Consider the following 15,276-nt stretch of genomic DNA (forward strand, 5'->3'; position numbering starts at 1 on the left):
ATAAAACTTGCCCGGCCTAAAGAATTCACCTATGTCGGACCGGATTCTGTGCGCAGTAGGATCTGGTGTGTCTACTTCCCTACCGATGCCCGGCGATGAACGCGAACAGCAGTTCCCGAGTCCCTCGGATTTCGCCCGACTCATGCAGTCCCTCACTCATTGCATCCTCATTCACGACGCCGGCACGAAGGACATCCTGTGGGCCAACCAGGCGGCGTGCGACATGCTCGGCTTCACGTTGTCCGAGTTGAAACCGCTGAAGGCGCCAGACATGAGCAGCGCCGACCCGCGCTTCCAGCGGTCAGCGGGGGTCCAATGGCTTCAAGATGCCGCCGACCACGGCACTAGCCGAACGGAATGGATGTACCGCTCTAAGAGCGGGCGTGATTTTCTCACCGAGGCCATTGCGGTCAGGGTCGACCTCGCAGACCACCCCACAGTTATGGTGCAGTTCCGGGATATCGAAAAAGAGGAGTCACTCAAGTCCGACCTGCAACGCACTGAGGGGCGGCTGCAGGCTTTCCTGAGTCACATGGCGGAGGGGATCCTCGTCATGGACACGGAATCGGTCGTCAGTTATGCCAGTTCGGCCGCTTCGGATCAGCTCGGCCTCAGCACAGCCGAACTGGTAGGAACCAGGTTTCTGGAGCTCTGTTCCGCCGGATCAAAGCAGGCACTTGAAAAGGCCCTTGGCACTCCCCAGCCGGACGGATCTGCTACGAGCGTTCGGCTGGAACTGTCCCGCCCCGACAAAACCAAGGTGTGGGTGGGAGCCAGTTGCCAGCATCTCGAGCTGGAACATGATCTCAAAGGGACGCTTGTGCTCCTCCACGACATCACCGACCAGGTCGCGGCCGAGGAACAACACCGTCGGGACCTCGAACACCTCAACTATCTTGGGCGCTACAACGCAATGGGAGACATGGCCATGGCGATCGCCCACGAGTTGGGGCAGCCCCTGGCCGCCGCCACCAACTTCGTCGACGGCGTTTCCCGACGGCTGCACAATCCAGACACTGCTGTTCAAGACCTGGAGTACGGTCTGGAAAACGCCAGAAAGCAAATAGACCGCGCCAACCAGATCGTCTCCAGCCTTCGCGCCTTCGTTGTCCAACTTGAACAATCCGAACAGATCGTCGACCTGAATGAAATCGTCGATGACTGCCTGTATTTCATTCAGCTCCGTGGCCAGCAGCACGAAACGGAAATTCAGGTTGTCAAGAGCGATACACCCATCTGGATTCGCTGCGAAAAGATATTAACCGGGCAGGTGATCCTGAATTTGTGTCATAACGCCATTGACGAGATGTCCACATGGCCACGGCGCGAGCGCCATGTCACCATAACCACGTACGCCACCGCGGAATCAGGTGTATTCCGCGTCGCGGACCGCGGTAAGGGCATCGCGCATATCCCGGACGGGAGAATTTTCGATGGCGTGTTCACCTCTAAATCCACGGGCAGTGGCATAGGCCTGGCCCTTAGCCACCGGATCATCACACGCCAGCACGGCAGGCTTTGGGCGGAAGAGAATGAGTCCAAGGGTGCCTCGTTTACTTTTGAGCTTCCATTGGCCAATGAATAAGGACACCGATCCAGCAAGGCACCAGCCGGCGGCTAGGTGCTGAGGTCCCAGTGGACACGGATTGCTTCTGCAATCGGTCCAGCAGTGACATCGACGCGGAAAGCAACGGGCGCGGTCCCCGTCTCTTCGATGACCACGTCGTGGTAAACGCGGCCGCATGAGGAACACAGGGTGTAGAGATCCTGGTCCTCCGGCCACGTAGCCAGCCCCGCGGGCACGGGAGTGCTTGCGCCGATGTGAACCGGGATGCCTTGTGAGTTGGCCTGAATCAATCCCTCGTTGCTGACGGTATTGCCGCATACGCAGGTGATGGTGGTGACGTCATGATCGATGACATCAGCGAATTCGGTATCCATGATGAGCTCCCGGCGTTGGATGAAAGCGTTTTGTCGTAGATTATGGCTGCGGACCAGCTGATGGGGCGGTGCGGACCAACTATCTCCCTCCGTCGTGCCCCAACCTGCCGCAGCGGCTCAGGTTCCGCAGAAGGTCCGGTAGGGGCCGAAGCCTTCCGGGGCGGCAGCGGCGTAGTGCTCGAGACCCGGCCGCTCGTCGAAGGGTTGGGCTACGGCGTCCAACAACCGTTCCAGCGGGCCCAGGTTTCCGCCCGTAGCGGCAGCCAGGGCCTCCTCCACCAGGTGGTTCCGCGGGATGTAGACGGGGTTGACCCGGTCCATGGCGCAGGCATCCGGCGCCAGGGCGCGCCAGCGCCCTACCCAGGCATCGAACCCTGCCGGGTCCAGAACCTGGCCCCGCGCCGGTTCAACCTGGCCGCGGGCGGCTTTGCCGAGGTGCCGGAAGAACGACGTGTAGTCCGCCCGTGACTCCTGCATCAAAGCCACAAGTTCGTCCACCAGGGGCGAGGTCACGTCATCGTCGAGCCCTTCATGGAACCCCAGCTTGGCCTTCATGCCTGCCGACCAGGCTTCACTGTACTGCCGGCGGAACCCGCTGAGTGCTCCCACCGCGAGATCCACCGCCTGCTCCTGGTCTTCGTGGAGAAGAGGCAGGAGAGACTCCGCAAGCCGGGCAAGGTTCCACTCCGCCACCACCGGCTGATTGCGGTAGGCGTAGCGTCCGGTCTCGTCGATCGAACTGTAGACGGCGGCCGGGTCGAAGCCTTCCATGAAGGCACACGGCCCGTAGTCGATCGTTTCGCCCGAGATTGTCATGTTGTCGGTGTTCATGACCCCGTGAACGAACCCTGCGAGCATCCACTGGGCCACCAGTGAAGCCTGGGCGGAGATGACCGCTTGGAAGAGCGCGAGATAGGGGTTCCCGGCCTCCGCGGCGGCGGGGTGGTGACGGGCTATTGCGTAGTCGGCGAGGCGGCGAAGCAGGCCGACGTCGCCAGTGGACCGGGCGTACTGGAAGCTGCCCACGCGCAGGTGGCTGCTGGCAACCCGGGTCAGAACGGCGCCGGGCAGGAGCGTTTCGCGCTGCACCGAACGTCCCGTCGCGACGACGGCGAGGGATCGTGTGGTGGGGATGTTCAGCGCGTGCATGGACTCGCTCACGATGTATTCGCGCAGCATAGGACCGACCACTGCCTGGCCGTCGCCGTTTCGCGCAAACGGCGTGCGTCCTGATCCCTTGAGGTGGATGTCGCGGAGCTGCCCGTCCGCGTGCCCGATCTCGCCGAGCAGGAGTGCGCGCCCGTCGCCGAGACGGGGTGCGTACCAGCCAAACTGGTGGCCGGCGTAGGCCTGCGCCACCGGACTGGCCTCCGCGGGGATGGCGTTGCCGATCAGCAGAAGCAGACCCTCCGGGCTCCGGAGAAAGGCCGGATCGAGACCTAGCTCGGTAGCGAGGTGCTCGTTGAGCACCAGAAGGTGCGGGTCGGGAGCCTCCTCCGCGCGCCAAGGAATGGCCATCTCCTTGAACTCCCGGGCGAAGCGGCCATCAAACGTGACGGTTGAATGCGCGATGTCACTCATATTTCAAGGATAAGGGCGACACCGTCAGCAGTGTCGCCCGGCCAGCTCCGCTCGCCCCGGATTCCTGACAGGAGCCTGAGTCCCATCCCGTCATCACCAGCGAGTGGCACACTGGACTTCATGCGTGAGTTCGTCGTCCTCGGCACCGCCTCGCAAGTCCCGACCCGCACCCGCAACCACAACGGGTACCTGCTGCGCTGGGATGGCGAGGACTTTCTCTTCGATCCCGGGGAGGGCACGCAGCGCCAGATGATCCTCGCTGGAGTCACCGTCTCCCAGATCACACGCATCTGCATCACGCACGTGCACGGCGACCACTGCTACGGCCTGCCCGGCGTCCTTTCCCGGATGGCCCTGGATAAGGTCGACCATCCCGTCCACCTGCACTATCCAGCCAGTGGCGAGGACACCGTCCGAGCTCTCGTGTCCGTCGCGTCCCMGGGCATAGATCTCCGGCTGCATCCACATGGGGGCTTTGCCTACGGCGGCAGCGAACACTCGGGCCCCGGCCACAGGGCTGCCGAGCCGATCGCCCCGGGCCTGGAGGTCCGGGCACTGGATCACCGCATCGAGGCTTACGGCTATCGGTTTGTGGAACCCGACGCGCGTACGCTCCTTCCTGACCGGCTCGCGGCAGTCGGGATTGCGGGATCCGACGTCGGCCGCCTCCTGCGCCACGGAAGCCTGGGCGGCGTGAGCCTGGCGGAGGTAAGCGAGCTGCGGCCCGGTCAACGCTTCGCCTTCGTCATGGATACCGCGCCCTGCCAGGGCGCAGAGGAACTGGCGGAGGGCGCCGACCTGCTCGTCACCGAGTGCACATTCAGCGACGACGACGCCGGGCTCGCCTCGCAGTTCCGCCATCTCACAGCGGGGCAGGCGGGCCAGCTGGCCGCATCGGCGGGCGCGGGGACTCTCGTCCTCACCCACTTTTCTTCACGCTACGGGGACGTTGCCCCTCTCGCCGAGCAGGCCCGGGCCCGCGCCGGTGAAGCCAGGGTGGTTGCCGCGAACGACCTTGACCGCTTCGCCTTTCCCCGACGTCGTGAGTTCTAACGACGTCAGCGATACCCCTGCCCTATTGGCCGGCCAGCTCGTCGATCTTGCGTTCCAGCGCTGCGCGTTCGGCCGTATTCGTGCACAGGGCGACTGCCTGTTGCAGCACGGACTGCGCTTCCCGGCGTCGGCCAAGCCTGCTGAGCATCTCGCCCCTGACCGCCGGCAGCAGGTGCGAGCCGGCCAATTCGCCGCTGCTCGCGATCGCGTCGACGAGCTCCAGCCCGGCCGCCGGACCTGATGCCATGGCCACCGCTACCGCTCGGTTCAGTTCGATGATCGGCGACGGCGACAATCGCCCCAGTGCCTCGTAGAGGATGACGATCCGCTGCCAGTCCGTGTCCGCGACCGAGCGGGCCATCGCGTGGCATTCGGCGATGGAGGCCTGCAGTCCATAGGCGCCGAGTCCCCGGCCGGCAGCCACGGCCGTGGCCAACGCCGCGCGACCACGCCGGATCGCCGACTGATCCCACAGCCGGCGGTCCTGGTCCTCCAGGAGGACTGGCAGGCCGGACGCATCGAGCCTCGCAGGGAACCGCGCGGCCGTCAGTTCCATGAGGCCCAGCAAGCCGAACACCTCGGGTTCCGGGGCCAGTCGCACGAGCACCCGGGCCATGCGGCGGGCTTCGCGGGCCAGCTCGGTGCGCATCCATGTCTCACCGCCGGACGCGAAGGAACCCTCGGTGAAGATCAGGTAGACCACTTGGAGGACAGAGCCAAGCCTTTCCGGCACCTCGTGCGGTTCGGGTACAGCGAACGGAACGTGGGCGGCGGCCAGTGTCTTCTTGGCCCGGGTGATGCGCGCCTGGATGGTGGGCACCGGAATCAGGAACGCCTTCGCGATCTCGTCCGTGCCCATACCGCCCACTACCCGCAGCGTCAGCGCGATCCGCGCTTCCTTGGACAACACAGGATGGCAGGAGATGAACATCAGGGACAGCACGTCGTCGTCGATCGCTTCTGGGTCGAACAGGGATTCCGCTCCCGGCTCTTCCTCCGAGAGGTCCCGGGCCAGCAGCACATACTTTTCGTCCCGGGCGGCCCGGCGCCGGAACGTGTCGATCGCACGACGCCGGCCGGTGGTCAGGAGCCAACCCACCGGTTCCGCGGGGACACCATTCACCGACCACGACACGAGCGCCTCGGCAACCGCCTCCTGTGCCAGGTCTTCGGCCAGTGGGAAATCGCCGGTATAGCGGGCGAGGGCGCCGACAATGCGGGCGGACTCAATGCGCCACACCGCTTCGACGGCGGCCCTTGCCTCGTTGCTGCTCACCGGTGGGTCAAAGCCGGCCGGGTCAGAGCCGGCCGGTTCAGAGCTGTCCGGTCTGCTCGCGCCACGCGCGTTCCTTCTGGATCCATTCGTTGTCCTGCGGGAACTCGTCGATGGCGGGCACACGGCGGATCTCGGTCTTCGTACCCGCCGTGAGGGGAGCCCGCTTGGCCCACTCGACGGCTTCCAGCTTCGATGCGACATCGAGGATGTAGTAACCGCCGAACAGCTCCTTGGTTTCACCGTAGGGCCCGTCAGTGACCACCGGGGATTCGCCGGTAAAGTCCACCACGACGCCCTCCTTCGGATCATCCAGGCCCTCGGCTGCCAGCAGGACTCCAGCGCGGATCAATTCGTCATTGAATTTGCCCATGGTCTCAAGGATTTCGTTAAAGTCGGCCTTCCCAAGGTTGGCGTATGACTCGTCGGTTCCGCGCATGATTAACATGTACTTTGCCATTTCTATCTCCTAGGTTGTGGAAGGCCGCCCTTCGACCTTCTCACCCACAGGTCGGACGGCGCGAGGGGAAATCGACACGGGGCTGGAAAATTCTTTGCTCCTTGTTGAGGCAGCCTCCAGACAGCCGGGCTGACCTGGTGGAGGGACAGAAGGTCCCCCGGAAAGTCGCTTCCGGAGGATCCTTTGCTAGCCGTGAGTCGGTGCCGATAGTTTGAGCCTCGCGCCCTTCTCCACCGACGATTCCGGCGAAAACCCGGGACCGGCGACTGTGGGCGACACTGCCTGCGCCAGGCATTGGCCTCTTGGCCTGGTCGCTGCCATAGTCGGCGGTCTGCTCCTGGCCCAACACCTTCGCAAGAACAAGTCGGAGATTTTTGCAGGCCTGGGCGAGGACCTCGAAAGGCTGCCCAAGGAGACTGGGCAAGCCGCCGAAACCTGGAAGAACCCACCGCTTAGTGCAAATCGTCCTTAGGCTCAGGAAGCAATGTCAGTCATGAGGATAAGAGGACCAGCCACAGGGGATCCGAAATCTCGACTCAGGCGCCGACATACGCGAGTGCCACCTCGTGGGCAGATAGACCGATAGCCATCAGCTAAAACACGAACCAGGACTGGAATCGCCAGGCCTGGCTTTGCTGCCTCGCCGGCCCGGCGCGGCTCAGGAGAATACGGCGATGCCGTAGACCGCGAAGACCACGAGATGGGCTGCGCCGTGCACCGCTGTCACCTTCTTGGACGCAAGCGTCGTCACCGACAATATCAACGTGACGCCGAGGAGTAACAGGTCGGCCGGGGACTCCGCTAGCACGACGGCTTGACCGGTGAGGCTGCCGACAATGAGGACGGCAGGAATGGTCAGGCCAACCGTGGAGACAAGGGCGCCATGACATAGATTGCTGACACGCTGAATCTCGCCTTGCAGCGCTGCGCGCACTGACGTGATCGACTCGGGCAAGAAAACAATCATGGCGATCAAAATGCCAGAAAGCGCCACCGGCGCACCGACGCGTTCGAGCCCGTCGTCCAGGAGCGTGGCCATGTCGTGCGAGAGCAGCACGATGGGCAGGACGGTCACGATCAGCAGCGCAATCCGCAGCAATACCTCGGCACGATGCTCGGCGATGACCTGGGTGATGCTGCGGCGGCTCTGCTCGGAGGCGACACTGCCATGTATGCCCGTATCGGCGGACAAGCGTGGTTCGACTTCCCGGAAGTCCTCGGCTTGCCTGCCCATCTGCCGGTAGAGGAAGAAGGTGTAAAGGGCGAGGGTCAGCACGATGATGGGGATCTCCTGCCCCGGCGTGAAGGAGCCGTTACTCCCAATCAGGGCCGGCAGGGCAAAGGCCAGCGAGACGAGAACGACGAGCAGGGCGAGATAGGCGGAGGTGCCAGTGCGGTTGTGCCCCAGATTGCCGTGCTTGATCGCCCCGACGAGCAGACAGAGCCCGATCACCGCATTGAGAATAATCATCGATACGGCCATCACCGAGTCCCGTGCGATGGTGGTGTGCTCCCCGGGCCCCAGCATGACGGCGGAAATGAGCACCACCTCGATCAGCACGATCGAAAGAGTGAGGACCAGGGAGCCGTAGGGATCACCAAGTCGGTGGGCGAGGTGTTCGGCCTCGTGGACCACCCCGAAGGCGCAGACTAGAACGACACCGACGATGACCACGAGTGCAGTGACCAGCAGCGGCGTGGGAACGGGCGGCTCTAGCAGGGGCCCGGCAAACGCCAATCCGACGACGGCGCCCCAGCCAACCACGAGGCGCGCAATGGCGACGGGCGTGACAATCGATCGCGCAGTAGAGGAAAACACGGGTTGGGCCCCATTCCACGGGGCCGTCCCCGTGTCGATCGAAACGGACGGGCCGTCCCGTCTCGTCCGTAGCGCTGGTTTCACACTCTGCCGTACATGCTACTTCAGGGCACTCACGGCCCGGGTGTCCGATGCAAGAATGAGATCACCGATACGGCACCAACATAGGCTGGATCGCTCCTGTTGTGCCCGCTTGCTCGCGGCGAAGGTGCAGAATATCCCTATGAGCGATGGTTCGGGTTTCCCGGCCCTAGACGCGACCGACCTGGATCCGGCAGCGGACCGGCTCCAAGAGGCCGGCGTTCGTCTGGTCATCGGATCAATGGTGAACGCGGCCGGAATCACCCTTGCCAAGAGCGTCCCGGTGACCCGGCTCAGCTCCTTCCACCGGGCCGGCATGGGTGCCGCACCGGTCTGGCACGTGTTTTGCATCGACGGCGAAATCGCGTTCACCGACAGCATCAGTGCTGTTGGCGACCTGCGCCTGAGGATCGATCCCCACGGGTTGCGCAGTCTCGGCGGAGGCCTGGCGTGGGCTCCCGCGGATATGTTCCTTCAGGATGGGAGCCGGGATCCGGCCTGTGCGCGTGGCACGCTGGCCCGTGTCCAGGAGCGGGCGGGGAACGCCGGCTACCGGGCACTCGTGGGCCACGAGCTGGAGTTCGTGCTCGTCGCCGCCGACGGCACGGCGCTCGACGACGCCCCCTGGGCTCCGTATGGGCTGACCGGTTTGCTTGACCGGGAGCAGTTCCTCACCGAGCTGCTGGCCGCCATGAGGGATTCCGGTGCCCAGGTTGAACAGCTTCACGCGGAATACGGCCGCAACCAGTTTGAGGTCTCCCTTGCCCCGGGGGATCCGCTCGCGGCAGCGGACACCGTGGTGCTGGCAAAGATCATTGTCGGCAGGGTCGCCCGTGCACACAAGCTGCAGGCCTCCTTCTCCCCCGCCCCCTTCCCCGGCTCAGTCGGCAATGGCGCCCACCAGCATTTCTCCCTTTCCCGTGGCGGGGCACCCCTCTTCAGCGGCGATGCCGGTCCGTACGGCATCACCGAGGAGGGCGGGGCCGCGATCGGCGGCATCATCCAAGGGCTGTCCGAGGTGCAGGGACTGCTCACCGGTTCCATCCTGTCCGGCATCAGGCTTGCGCCCGGAGCATGGTCCGGTGCCTCCTTGTGTTGGGGCCTGGAAAACCGTGAAGCGTCCGTCCGTTTCGTCGAAGGCGGCGTGAGCAACCCCCACGGAGCCAGCGTCGAAGTCAAAGTCATCGACGCGTCCGCCAACGTGTACCTGGCCTCCGCCGCCATCCTGGCCCTCGCGCTTGAGGGCATCAGCAGTGGCAGCCGCCTGCCCGATGAAGTTGCCGGCGACCCAAGCCGCCTCACCGCGGCGGAAAGGCAGGCCGCAGGGATCCGCACCGTCTCGGACTCGCCGGCGGCCATCATCACGACCCTGGACAACTCCGCGTACGCCCGGAGGCTGCTGGGCAACGAGGTGGTCGACGCCACCGTTGCGGTGCGGCGCCATGAGCAGGAGACGTACGGGGCCACGGACCCCAAGGAACTCGCGGTCCTTTTCCGCCTTGCCTGGTCGATCTGATGGGCGAGTCGTTCGCCGGATTTGTCGAAGACGTACGGCTCATCGACCATCACGTGCACGGCGCGTATGGGGTCGACGGCGACGAAATACGCTTTCAGAATTCGCTAAACGAGGGCAACAGCGAACTCCTCGCCGAACCGTCGGCGGCCTACGACTCCCAGCTGGGTTTCGCCCTTCGCCGCTGGTGCGCCGAGATCATCGACTTGCCCCGGCACGTCACGGCCGAGCTCTACTGGCGGCGACGCAGCGAACTCGGCGAACTGGAAATCAGCCGGCGGATGACTCGGGCCGCCGGAGTGAGTCACTGGCTAGTCGATACCGGATTCACGACCGGGTCCATGCTCGATCCACCCGGGATGGCGGAAATTTCCGGGGCCCCGGTCCACGAGATCGTACGCCTGGAAACCCTCGCCGAAACCCTGATCCAATCGGATCTGGATCCGGGCGACTACGTGGACGCGTTCACCGGGCTGCTGGCCAACCATCCTCCTATTGTCGTGGCGGCGAAGTCGGTTCTGGCCTATCGGGCCGGCTTCAATCACGACCTTGGTCGGCCGACCGACCGCCAGGTGGCTGAGTCCGCCAGGCGGTGGCAGCAGCGGATCGGGTCCGGTGGGCCGGTGCGACTTGATGACCTCACCCTCATCTGTTTCGGCCTGCACTGCGCCATCTCGCTCGGGCTTCCACTCCAGCTCCACGTCGGGTTCGGGGACCGGGAGCTGGACCTTGACCGGGCGAACCCGTTGCTTCTGCTCGACCTTCTCCGGTCGGTGGAAGCCAGCAAGGTCCCCGTCCTGCTCCTGCACTGCTACCCGTTCGAGCGTGAGGCCGGCTATCTCGCCCAGGCCTTCGACAACGTCTACCTCGACGTCGGCCTGGCGGTGAACCACGTCGGCGTCCGAAGCCGGAGCGTCATCGCGCGCTCGTTCGAACTCGCCCCATTCACTAAAATCCTCTACTCGTCCGATGCCATCGGCCCGGCTGAGCTCCACTATCTCGGCGCGCGGCTGTGGCGCAACGCGATCAGAGCAATCTTCGGCCGGTGGATCGACGATGACGAGTGGTCGGAGGCCGATGCCCGCCGCGTTGTGGAGCTTGTCGCGCGGGAGAACGCCCGAAGGGTCTACGGGCTGCCGTAGCGACCAGAACCGGGCCCGGAAGATGACGGCGCATTTTGTCGGGCTGGGTCTCGAGGTCCTCAGGTGGTGCGGTGTGCCGGGGCGAACTGCGCCGCGCGGTTGGTTTCTTCGGCACGGATGAGGTGCACGAGCGCGTTGATGAGGGCCAGGTGGGTGAACGCCTGTGGGAAGTTGCCGAGGTGACGGCCGCTCACCGGATCCAGCTCCTCAGCGTAGAGGCCCAAGGGACTGGCGAGGGACAGCAGACGTTCGCACAGTGCCTTGGCGCGTACCACGTCGCCGATCTCGACGAGGGCTGAGACGAGCCAGAACGAGCAGGTCGTAAAGGTCCCCTCGACGCCGGTGAGCCCGTCGTCGGTCTGCTCGGGGCGGTAACGCAGTACGAGCCCGTCCCGAGTAAGTTCATCGGCGATGGCCAATACAGTGGCGCGAACGCGTGGATCGTTGGCGGGCAGGAACCGGACGAGCGGGACAAGGAGAAGCGAGGCATCGAGGTTCGTCGCGCCGTAGGACTGGACAAAAACACCGCGGCCGTCGACACCATTGCGGCAGATGTCCTCATGGATCTCCTCGGCGATAGTGTCCCACTTCCGGGCGTAATCAGCCTGACCGTGCAGGCGCGCCAGCCGGGCACCACGATCCAGGGCGACCCAGCACATGAGCTTTGAGGAGGTGAAGTGCTTCGGTTCGCCCCGGACCTCCCAGATGCCGTGGTCGGGGTCCCGCCAGTGGGCGGCGGCCTGCTCGACCTGGCGGAGCAGGACGGGCCAGAGCGGCTCGGGAAGCTGGTCACGGGATTTGGCGTGAAGGTAGACGGAGTCCAGCATCGTGCCCCAGACGTCGAGCTGCCGCTGGTGGGCGGCAGCGTTGCCGATCCGGACGGGGCGGGCGCCGTCGTAGCCGCCGAGCCCCTCGACAGTAACCTCGGGAAGGTCCCTTTCGCCGTCGATGCCGTACATGATCTGCATGTCGTCCTCGGCGGCGACGTCACGGATAAAGGCAAAGAAGTCGTCGGCTTCCCGGTCCAGGCCGAGGGTGTACAGGGCCCAAAGCGCGAACGTGGAATCGCGCACCCACGTATACCGGTAGTCCCAGTTCCGCTCTCCCCCGGGCGCCTCGGGCAGCGACGTCGTGGGCGCCGCGACCAGAGCACCGGTCGGCGCGTAGGTGAGGCCCTTCAACGTCAGCGCGCTTCGCTGCAGCTCCTCCCGCCACGGGTGGTCGGGGAACTCGCCCCCTGTGATCCATTGCCGCCAGAACTCAGTGGTCTGCCACTGCTTGTGCGTGGCTTCCTCCCACGTCCGCGGAGGGGGCAGCGACCCCCAGGAGAGCGCGATAAAAGCCTCCTCGCCCTCGGTCATCCGGCTGCGGATGACCACGATGGAGTCCTCGATGCCCAGCCGTCGGTCGGTAGTCAGGCGCAGCACCGGATCCCCCTCATCGCCGTTGACGGTCGCGACCTCCCCGTAGCCGGGACCGGAGAACTCCCACCGTGCCCGGCGCCGGCCGTAGTCGAAGACCGGCTCGCACAGCACGGACAGCTCAACGGCACCGTTGACGCACCGGACGGTGCGCAGCAGGCAATGCTCAGCCTCGTAGTTCGTCGGCGGGCGGCGGTACCGGCCGGCCCTCTCTTCGGTGTGGTGCCACGGACCCATCACCAGGGCATCCCTCACGATCAGCCATCCCGTCCTGGTCTGCCAGGTGGTCTCCAGGATCAGGCTGCCGGGGAGATAGCGGCGCGCAGTGGGCTCCCGGACGCCGTACGGCGCCACCTTGAAGCCACCCGCGGCGCGGTCGAGCATGGTGGAGAACACGCTCGGTGAGTCGTGACGCGGCACGCACATCCACTCCACCTGACCGCTCGATGCGATCAAACAGTTGGCCTCACAGTCGGACAAAAACCCATAGTCTGCGATCGGCGGGAACGGGCTCGCGCCTGCCCCAGGCGGCCGCCTCCCCTGAGGCCCTGATCCGGCGTCGATCCTCACTACCCCAGTATGCCTGCCCAGACCGGAGGCGGGAATCCTCGGACCGGACCGCCGACGGAGAGCCGCCGGCGGGCGGCCTGTCGCCCGCGATCAATCCGGAACTGGCTCATTGGCGTGCCCGGCCACGCGGACTTTTCCCATGTGTCAACGCGCAGCCTTGACACTATTGGAGCGATAGGCCTAGAACTACTAGAGCGATCGCTCCAGGCAGCGCGTCCGGGCAGATCAGGCGGGCGATCCGGCCGATAGCGGGTTCAACGAAGAGAGAGTCCCCAGATGGGTGCCGGCGTGGGTTTGACGATCAGCACGTACTTCCGAGTCTGTGACGGGGTGCGGGTGAGGTTCGCGGACAACAAGGCTGACTCGGACGTCACTATGCTGTTGCTCGCGCCGTGGCCGGAAAGCCTTTGGGCCTTCCGCCGCATCTGGAACCGCGTTGCGGAAGTCGGGCGGGTGGTCGCCATCGACATGCCGGGATTCGGCCACTCAGATGGTCGCCCGGAGTTGATCGCCCCGGACGGCTCCGGAGCCTTCCTGGCCCGCCTGATCGATGAATGGGGGCTGGGAGCTCCGCACGTCGTCGGCCCGGACGTTGGCACGGCCGCGGCGCTTTTCCTTGCTGCGAGGGCTCCAGAACGGGTCACGAGCCTGACCATCGGCGGCGGCGCGGTCCGCTTTCCGATCGACGCGGGCGGCGCGCTCAAGGAGATCATCGAAGCGCCGACTCTCGATGACGTGCGCGCTCTCGACGCCAGAACGAATATCGGCTACGCGGTCGAGCCGGTCGCCCCGAGCGCCAGCGAGCCGGAGGTCCACGAGGACTACGTCAGCGCCTACGACCTCGGGCGCTTCGCAGAGTCGGCGCGGTTTGTGCGGACCTACCCCGAGCAGAACCCGGTGCTGCACGATCTGCTGCCGTCCATCACCACGCCGACCCAGATCGTGGCGGGCCGCCACGATGACCTCGTGCCGTGGTCTAACAGCGAGTACCTGGACGGCCTCCTCCCCAACTGCGAGATGCATCCTCTCGACGCCGGCCACTTCGCGTGGGAAGAAGCAGCAGAGGAATACGGCCGGCTGGTCGCCGACTGGGTCAGCGGCGGATATCGACGCGTCGCGGACTAGGCGGCCAGTCGCAACGCAGATCCTCATCCGACGGTTACCGACGATCCCCGGCACACAGCGTCCGCTCTGGCATGGCTAGAACCCCAGTGCCTCATCGCAGAGGACGACAGTGATGCGGCCCGGGACCCACTCGCGATTGATCACGAGAACTTTGTTCACGCCGCTGTGCACGCCGTACGCTGCCTGGGCCCGCGCGTCCTCCAGCGGGAAGGCGTATTCATCGACGCGGCGCAGTGCGTCCTCAAGGCCGGGAACGATTTTCTGCGTCCCAACCACGAGAATGACCTTCCCGGCGCCGGATGCGTACGGGCCGATTTGGCTCCCGCTCGCGGAGGCGACAACCAGCGACCCGGTCTCGGTGACGGCGTGGACACTACCAAGCATGACGTCGGGCGACGCGCTGAGGCGGCGGATCTCGTCGGCCTGCGTCGCGCGGTCCATGCCGTGGAGCCGTGGTCGGAGCGGCTTATACCGGCCGGACTTCTCTATCTCCTCGGTGATGCCGGCAGTCTCGAGGGACCGCGATGCACCTTGATGTACTTGCGACCCCGCCGGGATGAGATCCAGGACCATGCGTTTGGCTTCGTCGCTGTTCGGGGCGCGAAGGACCGAGATCCCGTTCGCTTCCAGCGCCGCCGCGGTTCGCGCCACCCGGTCCTCCTCGGCCGAGGCCGAGAAATCACGACTCAGTGTCCTGTTGGGCTGTACTTCACTCATGAGACGGTCCTCCTCACCGCTCCGATGTACTTGCGATTGCAAATACCTGTGGAGTTAACTGGGGAACATGGACGAAAATTCCCCACCGATCGCCGTGGCTGCCCTCTTCGACCGGCTTGTCGAAGAGTCGCTTCCCGGGCAGCGCGGAGAGGAGGCATGGCGCGCATTGCTGCACGCCCACGCTACCCTCATGCGCCAACTCGACACCGATCTGAGGGAGGACACCGGCCTGCGCCTCGCCGACTTCGATGTCCTGGCTCAGCTGGCTGGGGCGGGCGGCGAGCTACGGATGACTGACCTGGCTGCCCGCACGCTCATCTCGCGCTCGGGATTGACGCGCCGCGTCGCGAGATTAGTTGCTGAGGGCCTGGTTCGCCGGGCGAATGTCGCCGGCGACGGGCGCGGCGTGGTTGTCATGTTGACCGATGCCGGTGTTGCGCGTCTGGCGGAAACCGTCCCGGTCCATCTTCGCGGTGTGTCCAAGTTGTTCGTCGAACGGCTCGACGATCAGGAACTCGCCGTTCTCGAGACCGCCCTTGGAAAAGTCATCGTCGACTGCACATTTGGTTGAGTACACGGA

At 65.1% G+C, this 15,276-nt stretch carries 13 protein-coding genes; 6 read left to right on the forward strand and 7 right to left on the reverse strand.

Annotation, left to right across the window (positions count from 1 at the left end; genetic code table 11):
* Positions 1–67 precede the first annotated feature (67 nt).
* The gene (locus AC1DZQ_RS12525; protein WP_476963824.1) at positions 68–1,585 is read left to right on the forward strand and encodes a PAS domain S-box protein; all 1,518 of its coding nucleotides are present in this window, start codon (positions 68–70) and stop codon (positions 1,583–1,585) included.
* 32 nt (positions 1,586–1,617) lie between these two features.
* Here AC1DZQ_RS12525 and AC1DZQ_RS12530 read toward each other — a convergent pair whose 3' ends face one another.
* Entirely contained in the window at positions 1,618–1,941 is a 324-nt protein-coding gene (locus AC1DZQ_RS12530; RefSeq protein ID WP_476963825.1) for a hypothetical protein, read from the reverse strand.
* Positions 1,942–2,058: 117 nt separating this feature from the next.
* On the reverse strand, positions 2,059–3,522 hold the full coding sequence (locus tag AC1DZQ_RS12535; protein WP_476963826.1) for a protein adenylyltransferase SelO: 1,464 nt from the start codon (positions 3,520–3,522) through the stop codon (positions 2,059–2,061).
* A gap of 120 nt (positions 3,523–3,642) precedes the next feature.
* On the opposite strand from AC1DZQ_RS12535, the gene AC1DZQ_RS12540 reads away from it, so the two are divergent.
* Positions 3,643–4,575: a ribonuclease Z gene (locus tag AC1DZQ_RS12540; protein ID WP_476963827.1), complete on the forward strand. Its 933-nt coding sequence runs from the start codon at positions 3,643–3,645 to the stop codon at positions 4,573–4,575.
* Between the two features lie 22 nt (positions 4,576–4,597).
* Here AC1DZQ_RS12540 and AC1DZQ_RS12545 read toward each other — a convergent pair whose 3' ends face one another.
* The 3 genes from AC1DZQ_RS12545 to AC1DZQ_RS12555 all read right to left on the reverse strand — a co-directional run bounded on the left by AC1DZQ_RS12545 (position 4,598) and on the right by AC1DZQ_RS12555 (position 8,127).
* Positions 4,598–5,851, reverse strand: coding sequence for an RNA polymerase sigma factor (locus AC1DZQ_RS12545; RefSeq protein WP_476963828.1), 1,254 nt, complete (start codon positions 5,849–5,851; stop codon positions 4,598–4,600).
* Between the two features lie 37 nt (positions 5,852–5,888).
* Entirely contained in the window at positions 5,889–6,308 is a 420-nt protein-coding gene (locus AC1DZQ_RS12550; protein WP_476963829.1) for a YciI family protein, read from the reverse strand.
* A gap of 658 nt (positions 6,309–6,966) precedes the next feature.
* Positions 6,967–8,127: a calcium:cation antiporter gene (locus AC1DZQ_RS12555; RefSeq protein ID WP_476963830.1), complete on the reverse strand. Its 1,161-nt coding sequence runs from the start codon at positions 8,125–8,127 to the stop codon at positions 6,967–6,969.
* A 223-nt stretch (positions 8,128–8,350) separates the two neighbouring features.
* On the opposite strand from AC1DZQ_RS12555, the gene AC1DZQ_RS12560 reads away from it, so the two are divergent.
* Together AC1DZQ_RS12560 and AC1DZQ_RS12565 are read left to right on the forward strand one after the other, a co-directional pair.
* Positions 8,351–9,724, forward strand: coding sequence for a type I glutamate--ammonia ligase (locus AC1DZQ_RS12560; RefSeq protein ID WP_476963831.1), 1,374 nt, complete (start codon positions 8,351–8,353; stop codon positions 9,722–9,724).
* Positions 9,724–10,863: an amidohydrolase family protein gene (locus AC1DZQ_RS12565; RefSeq protein WP_476963832.1), complete on the forward strand. Its 1,140-nt coding sequence runs from the start codon at positions 9,724–9,726 to the stop codon at positions 10,861–10,863. Before AC1DZQ_RS12560 ends, AC1DZQ_RS12565 begins: the two co-directional genes overlap by 1 nt.
* Positions 10,864–10,922: 59 nt before the next feature.
* Here AC1DZQ_RS12565 and AC1DZQ_RS12570 read toward each other — a convergent pair whose 3' ends face one another.
* The gene (locus AC1DZQ_RS12570; protein WP_476963833.1) at positions 10,923–12,740 is read right to left on the reverse strand and encodes a glycoside hydrolase family 15 protein; all 1,818 of its coding nucleotides are present in this window, start codon (positions 12,738–12,740) and stop codon (positions 10,923–10,925) included.
* A 402-nt stretch (positions 12,741–13,142) separates the two neighbouring features.
* Here AC1DZQ_RS12570 and AC1DZQ_RS12575 point away from each other — a divergent pair, with 402 nt between their 5' ends.
* Positions 13,143–13,979 (forward strand): alpha/beta fold hydrolase, encoded by an 837-nt coding sequence (locus tag AC1DZQ_RS12575; protein WP_476963834.1) that lies wholly within the window; start codon positions 13,143–13,145, stop codon positions 13,977–13,979.
* Between the two features lie 75 nt (positions 13,980–14,054).
* On the opposite strand, the gene AC1DZQ_RS12580 is transcribed toward AC1DZQ_RS12575, so the two are convergent.
* Positions 14,055–14,696 (reverse strand): lactate utilization protein, encoded by a 642-nt coding sequence (locus tag AC1DZQ_RS12580; protein ID WP_476963835.1) that lies wholly within the window; start codon positions 14,694–14,696, stop codon positions 14,055–14,057.
* Positions 14,697–14,763: 67 nt separating this feature from the next.
* Between AC1DZQ_RS12580 and AC1DZQ_RS12585 the strand changes: the two genes are divergently transcribed.
* Positions 14,764–15,267, forward strand: coding sequence for a MarR family winged helix-turn-helix transcriptional regulator (locus AC1DZQ_RS12585; RefSeq protein ID WP_476963836.1), 504 nt, complete (start codon positions 14,764–14,766; stop codon positions 15,265–15,267).
* Positions 15,268–15,276 lie beyond the last annotated feature (9 nt).

The sequence above is a fragment of the Arthrobacter sp. P1_C12_2 genome, from assembly GCF_056406415.1.

Coding starts and splice junctions, on each gene's coding strand:
- AC1DZQ_RS12565 (WP_476963832.1), top strand. CDS start 9,724: ATGGGCGAGTCGTTCGCCGGATTTGTCGAAGACGTACGGCTCATCGAC.
- AC1DZQ_RS12580 (WP_476963835.1), bottom strand. CDS start 14,696: ATGAGTGAAGTACAGCCCAACAGGACACTGAGTCGTGATTTCTCGGCC.
- AC1DZQ_RS12530 (WP_476963825.1), bottom strand. CDS start 1,941: ATGGATACCGAATTCGCTGATGTCATCGATCATGACGTCACCACCATC.
- AC1DZQ_RS12535 (WP_476963826.1), bottom strand. CDS start 3,522: ATGAGTGACATCGCGCATTCAACCGTCACGTTTGATGGCCGCTTCGCC.
- AC1DZQ_RS12585 (WP_476963836.1), top strand. CDS start 14,764: ATGGACGAAAATTCCCCACCGATCGCCGTGGCTGCCCTCTTCGACCGG.
- AC1DZQ_RS12560 (WP_476963831.1), top strand. CDS start 8,351: ATGAGCGATGGTTCGGGTTTCCCGGCCCTAGACGCGACCGACCTGGAT.
- AC1DZQ_RS12550 (WP_476963829.1), bottom strand. CDS start 6,308: ATGGCAAAGTACATGTTAATCATGCGCGGAACCGACGAGTCATACGCC.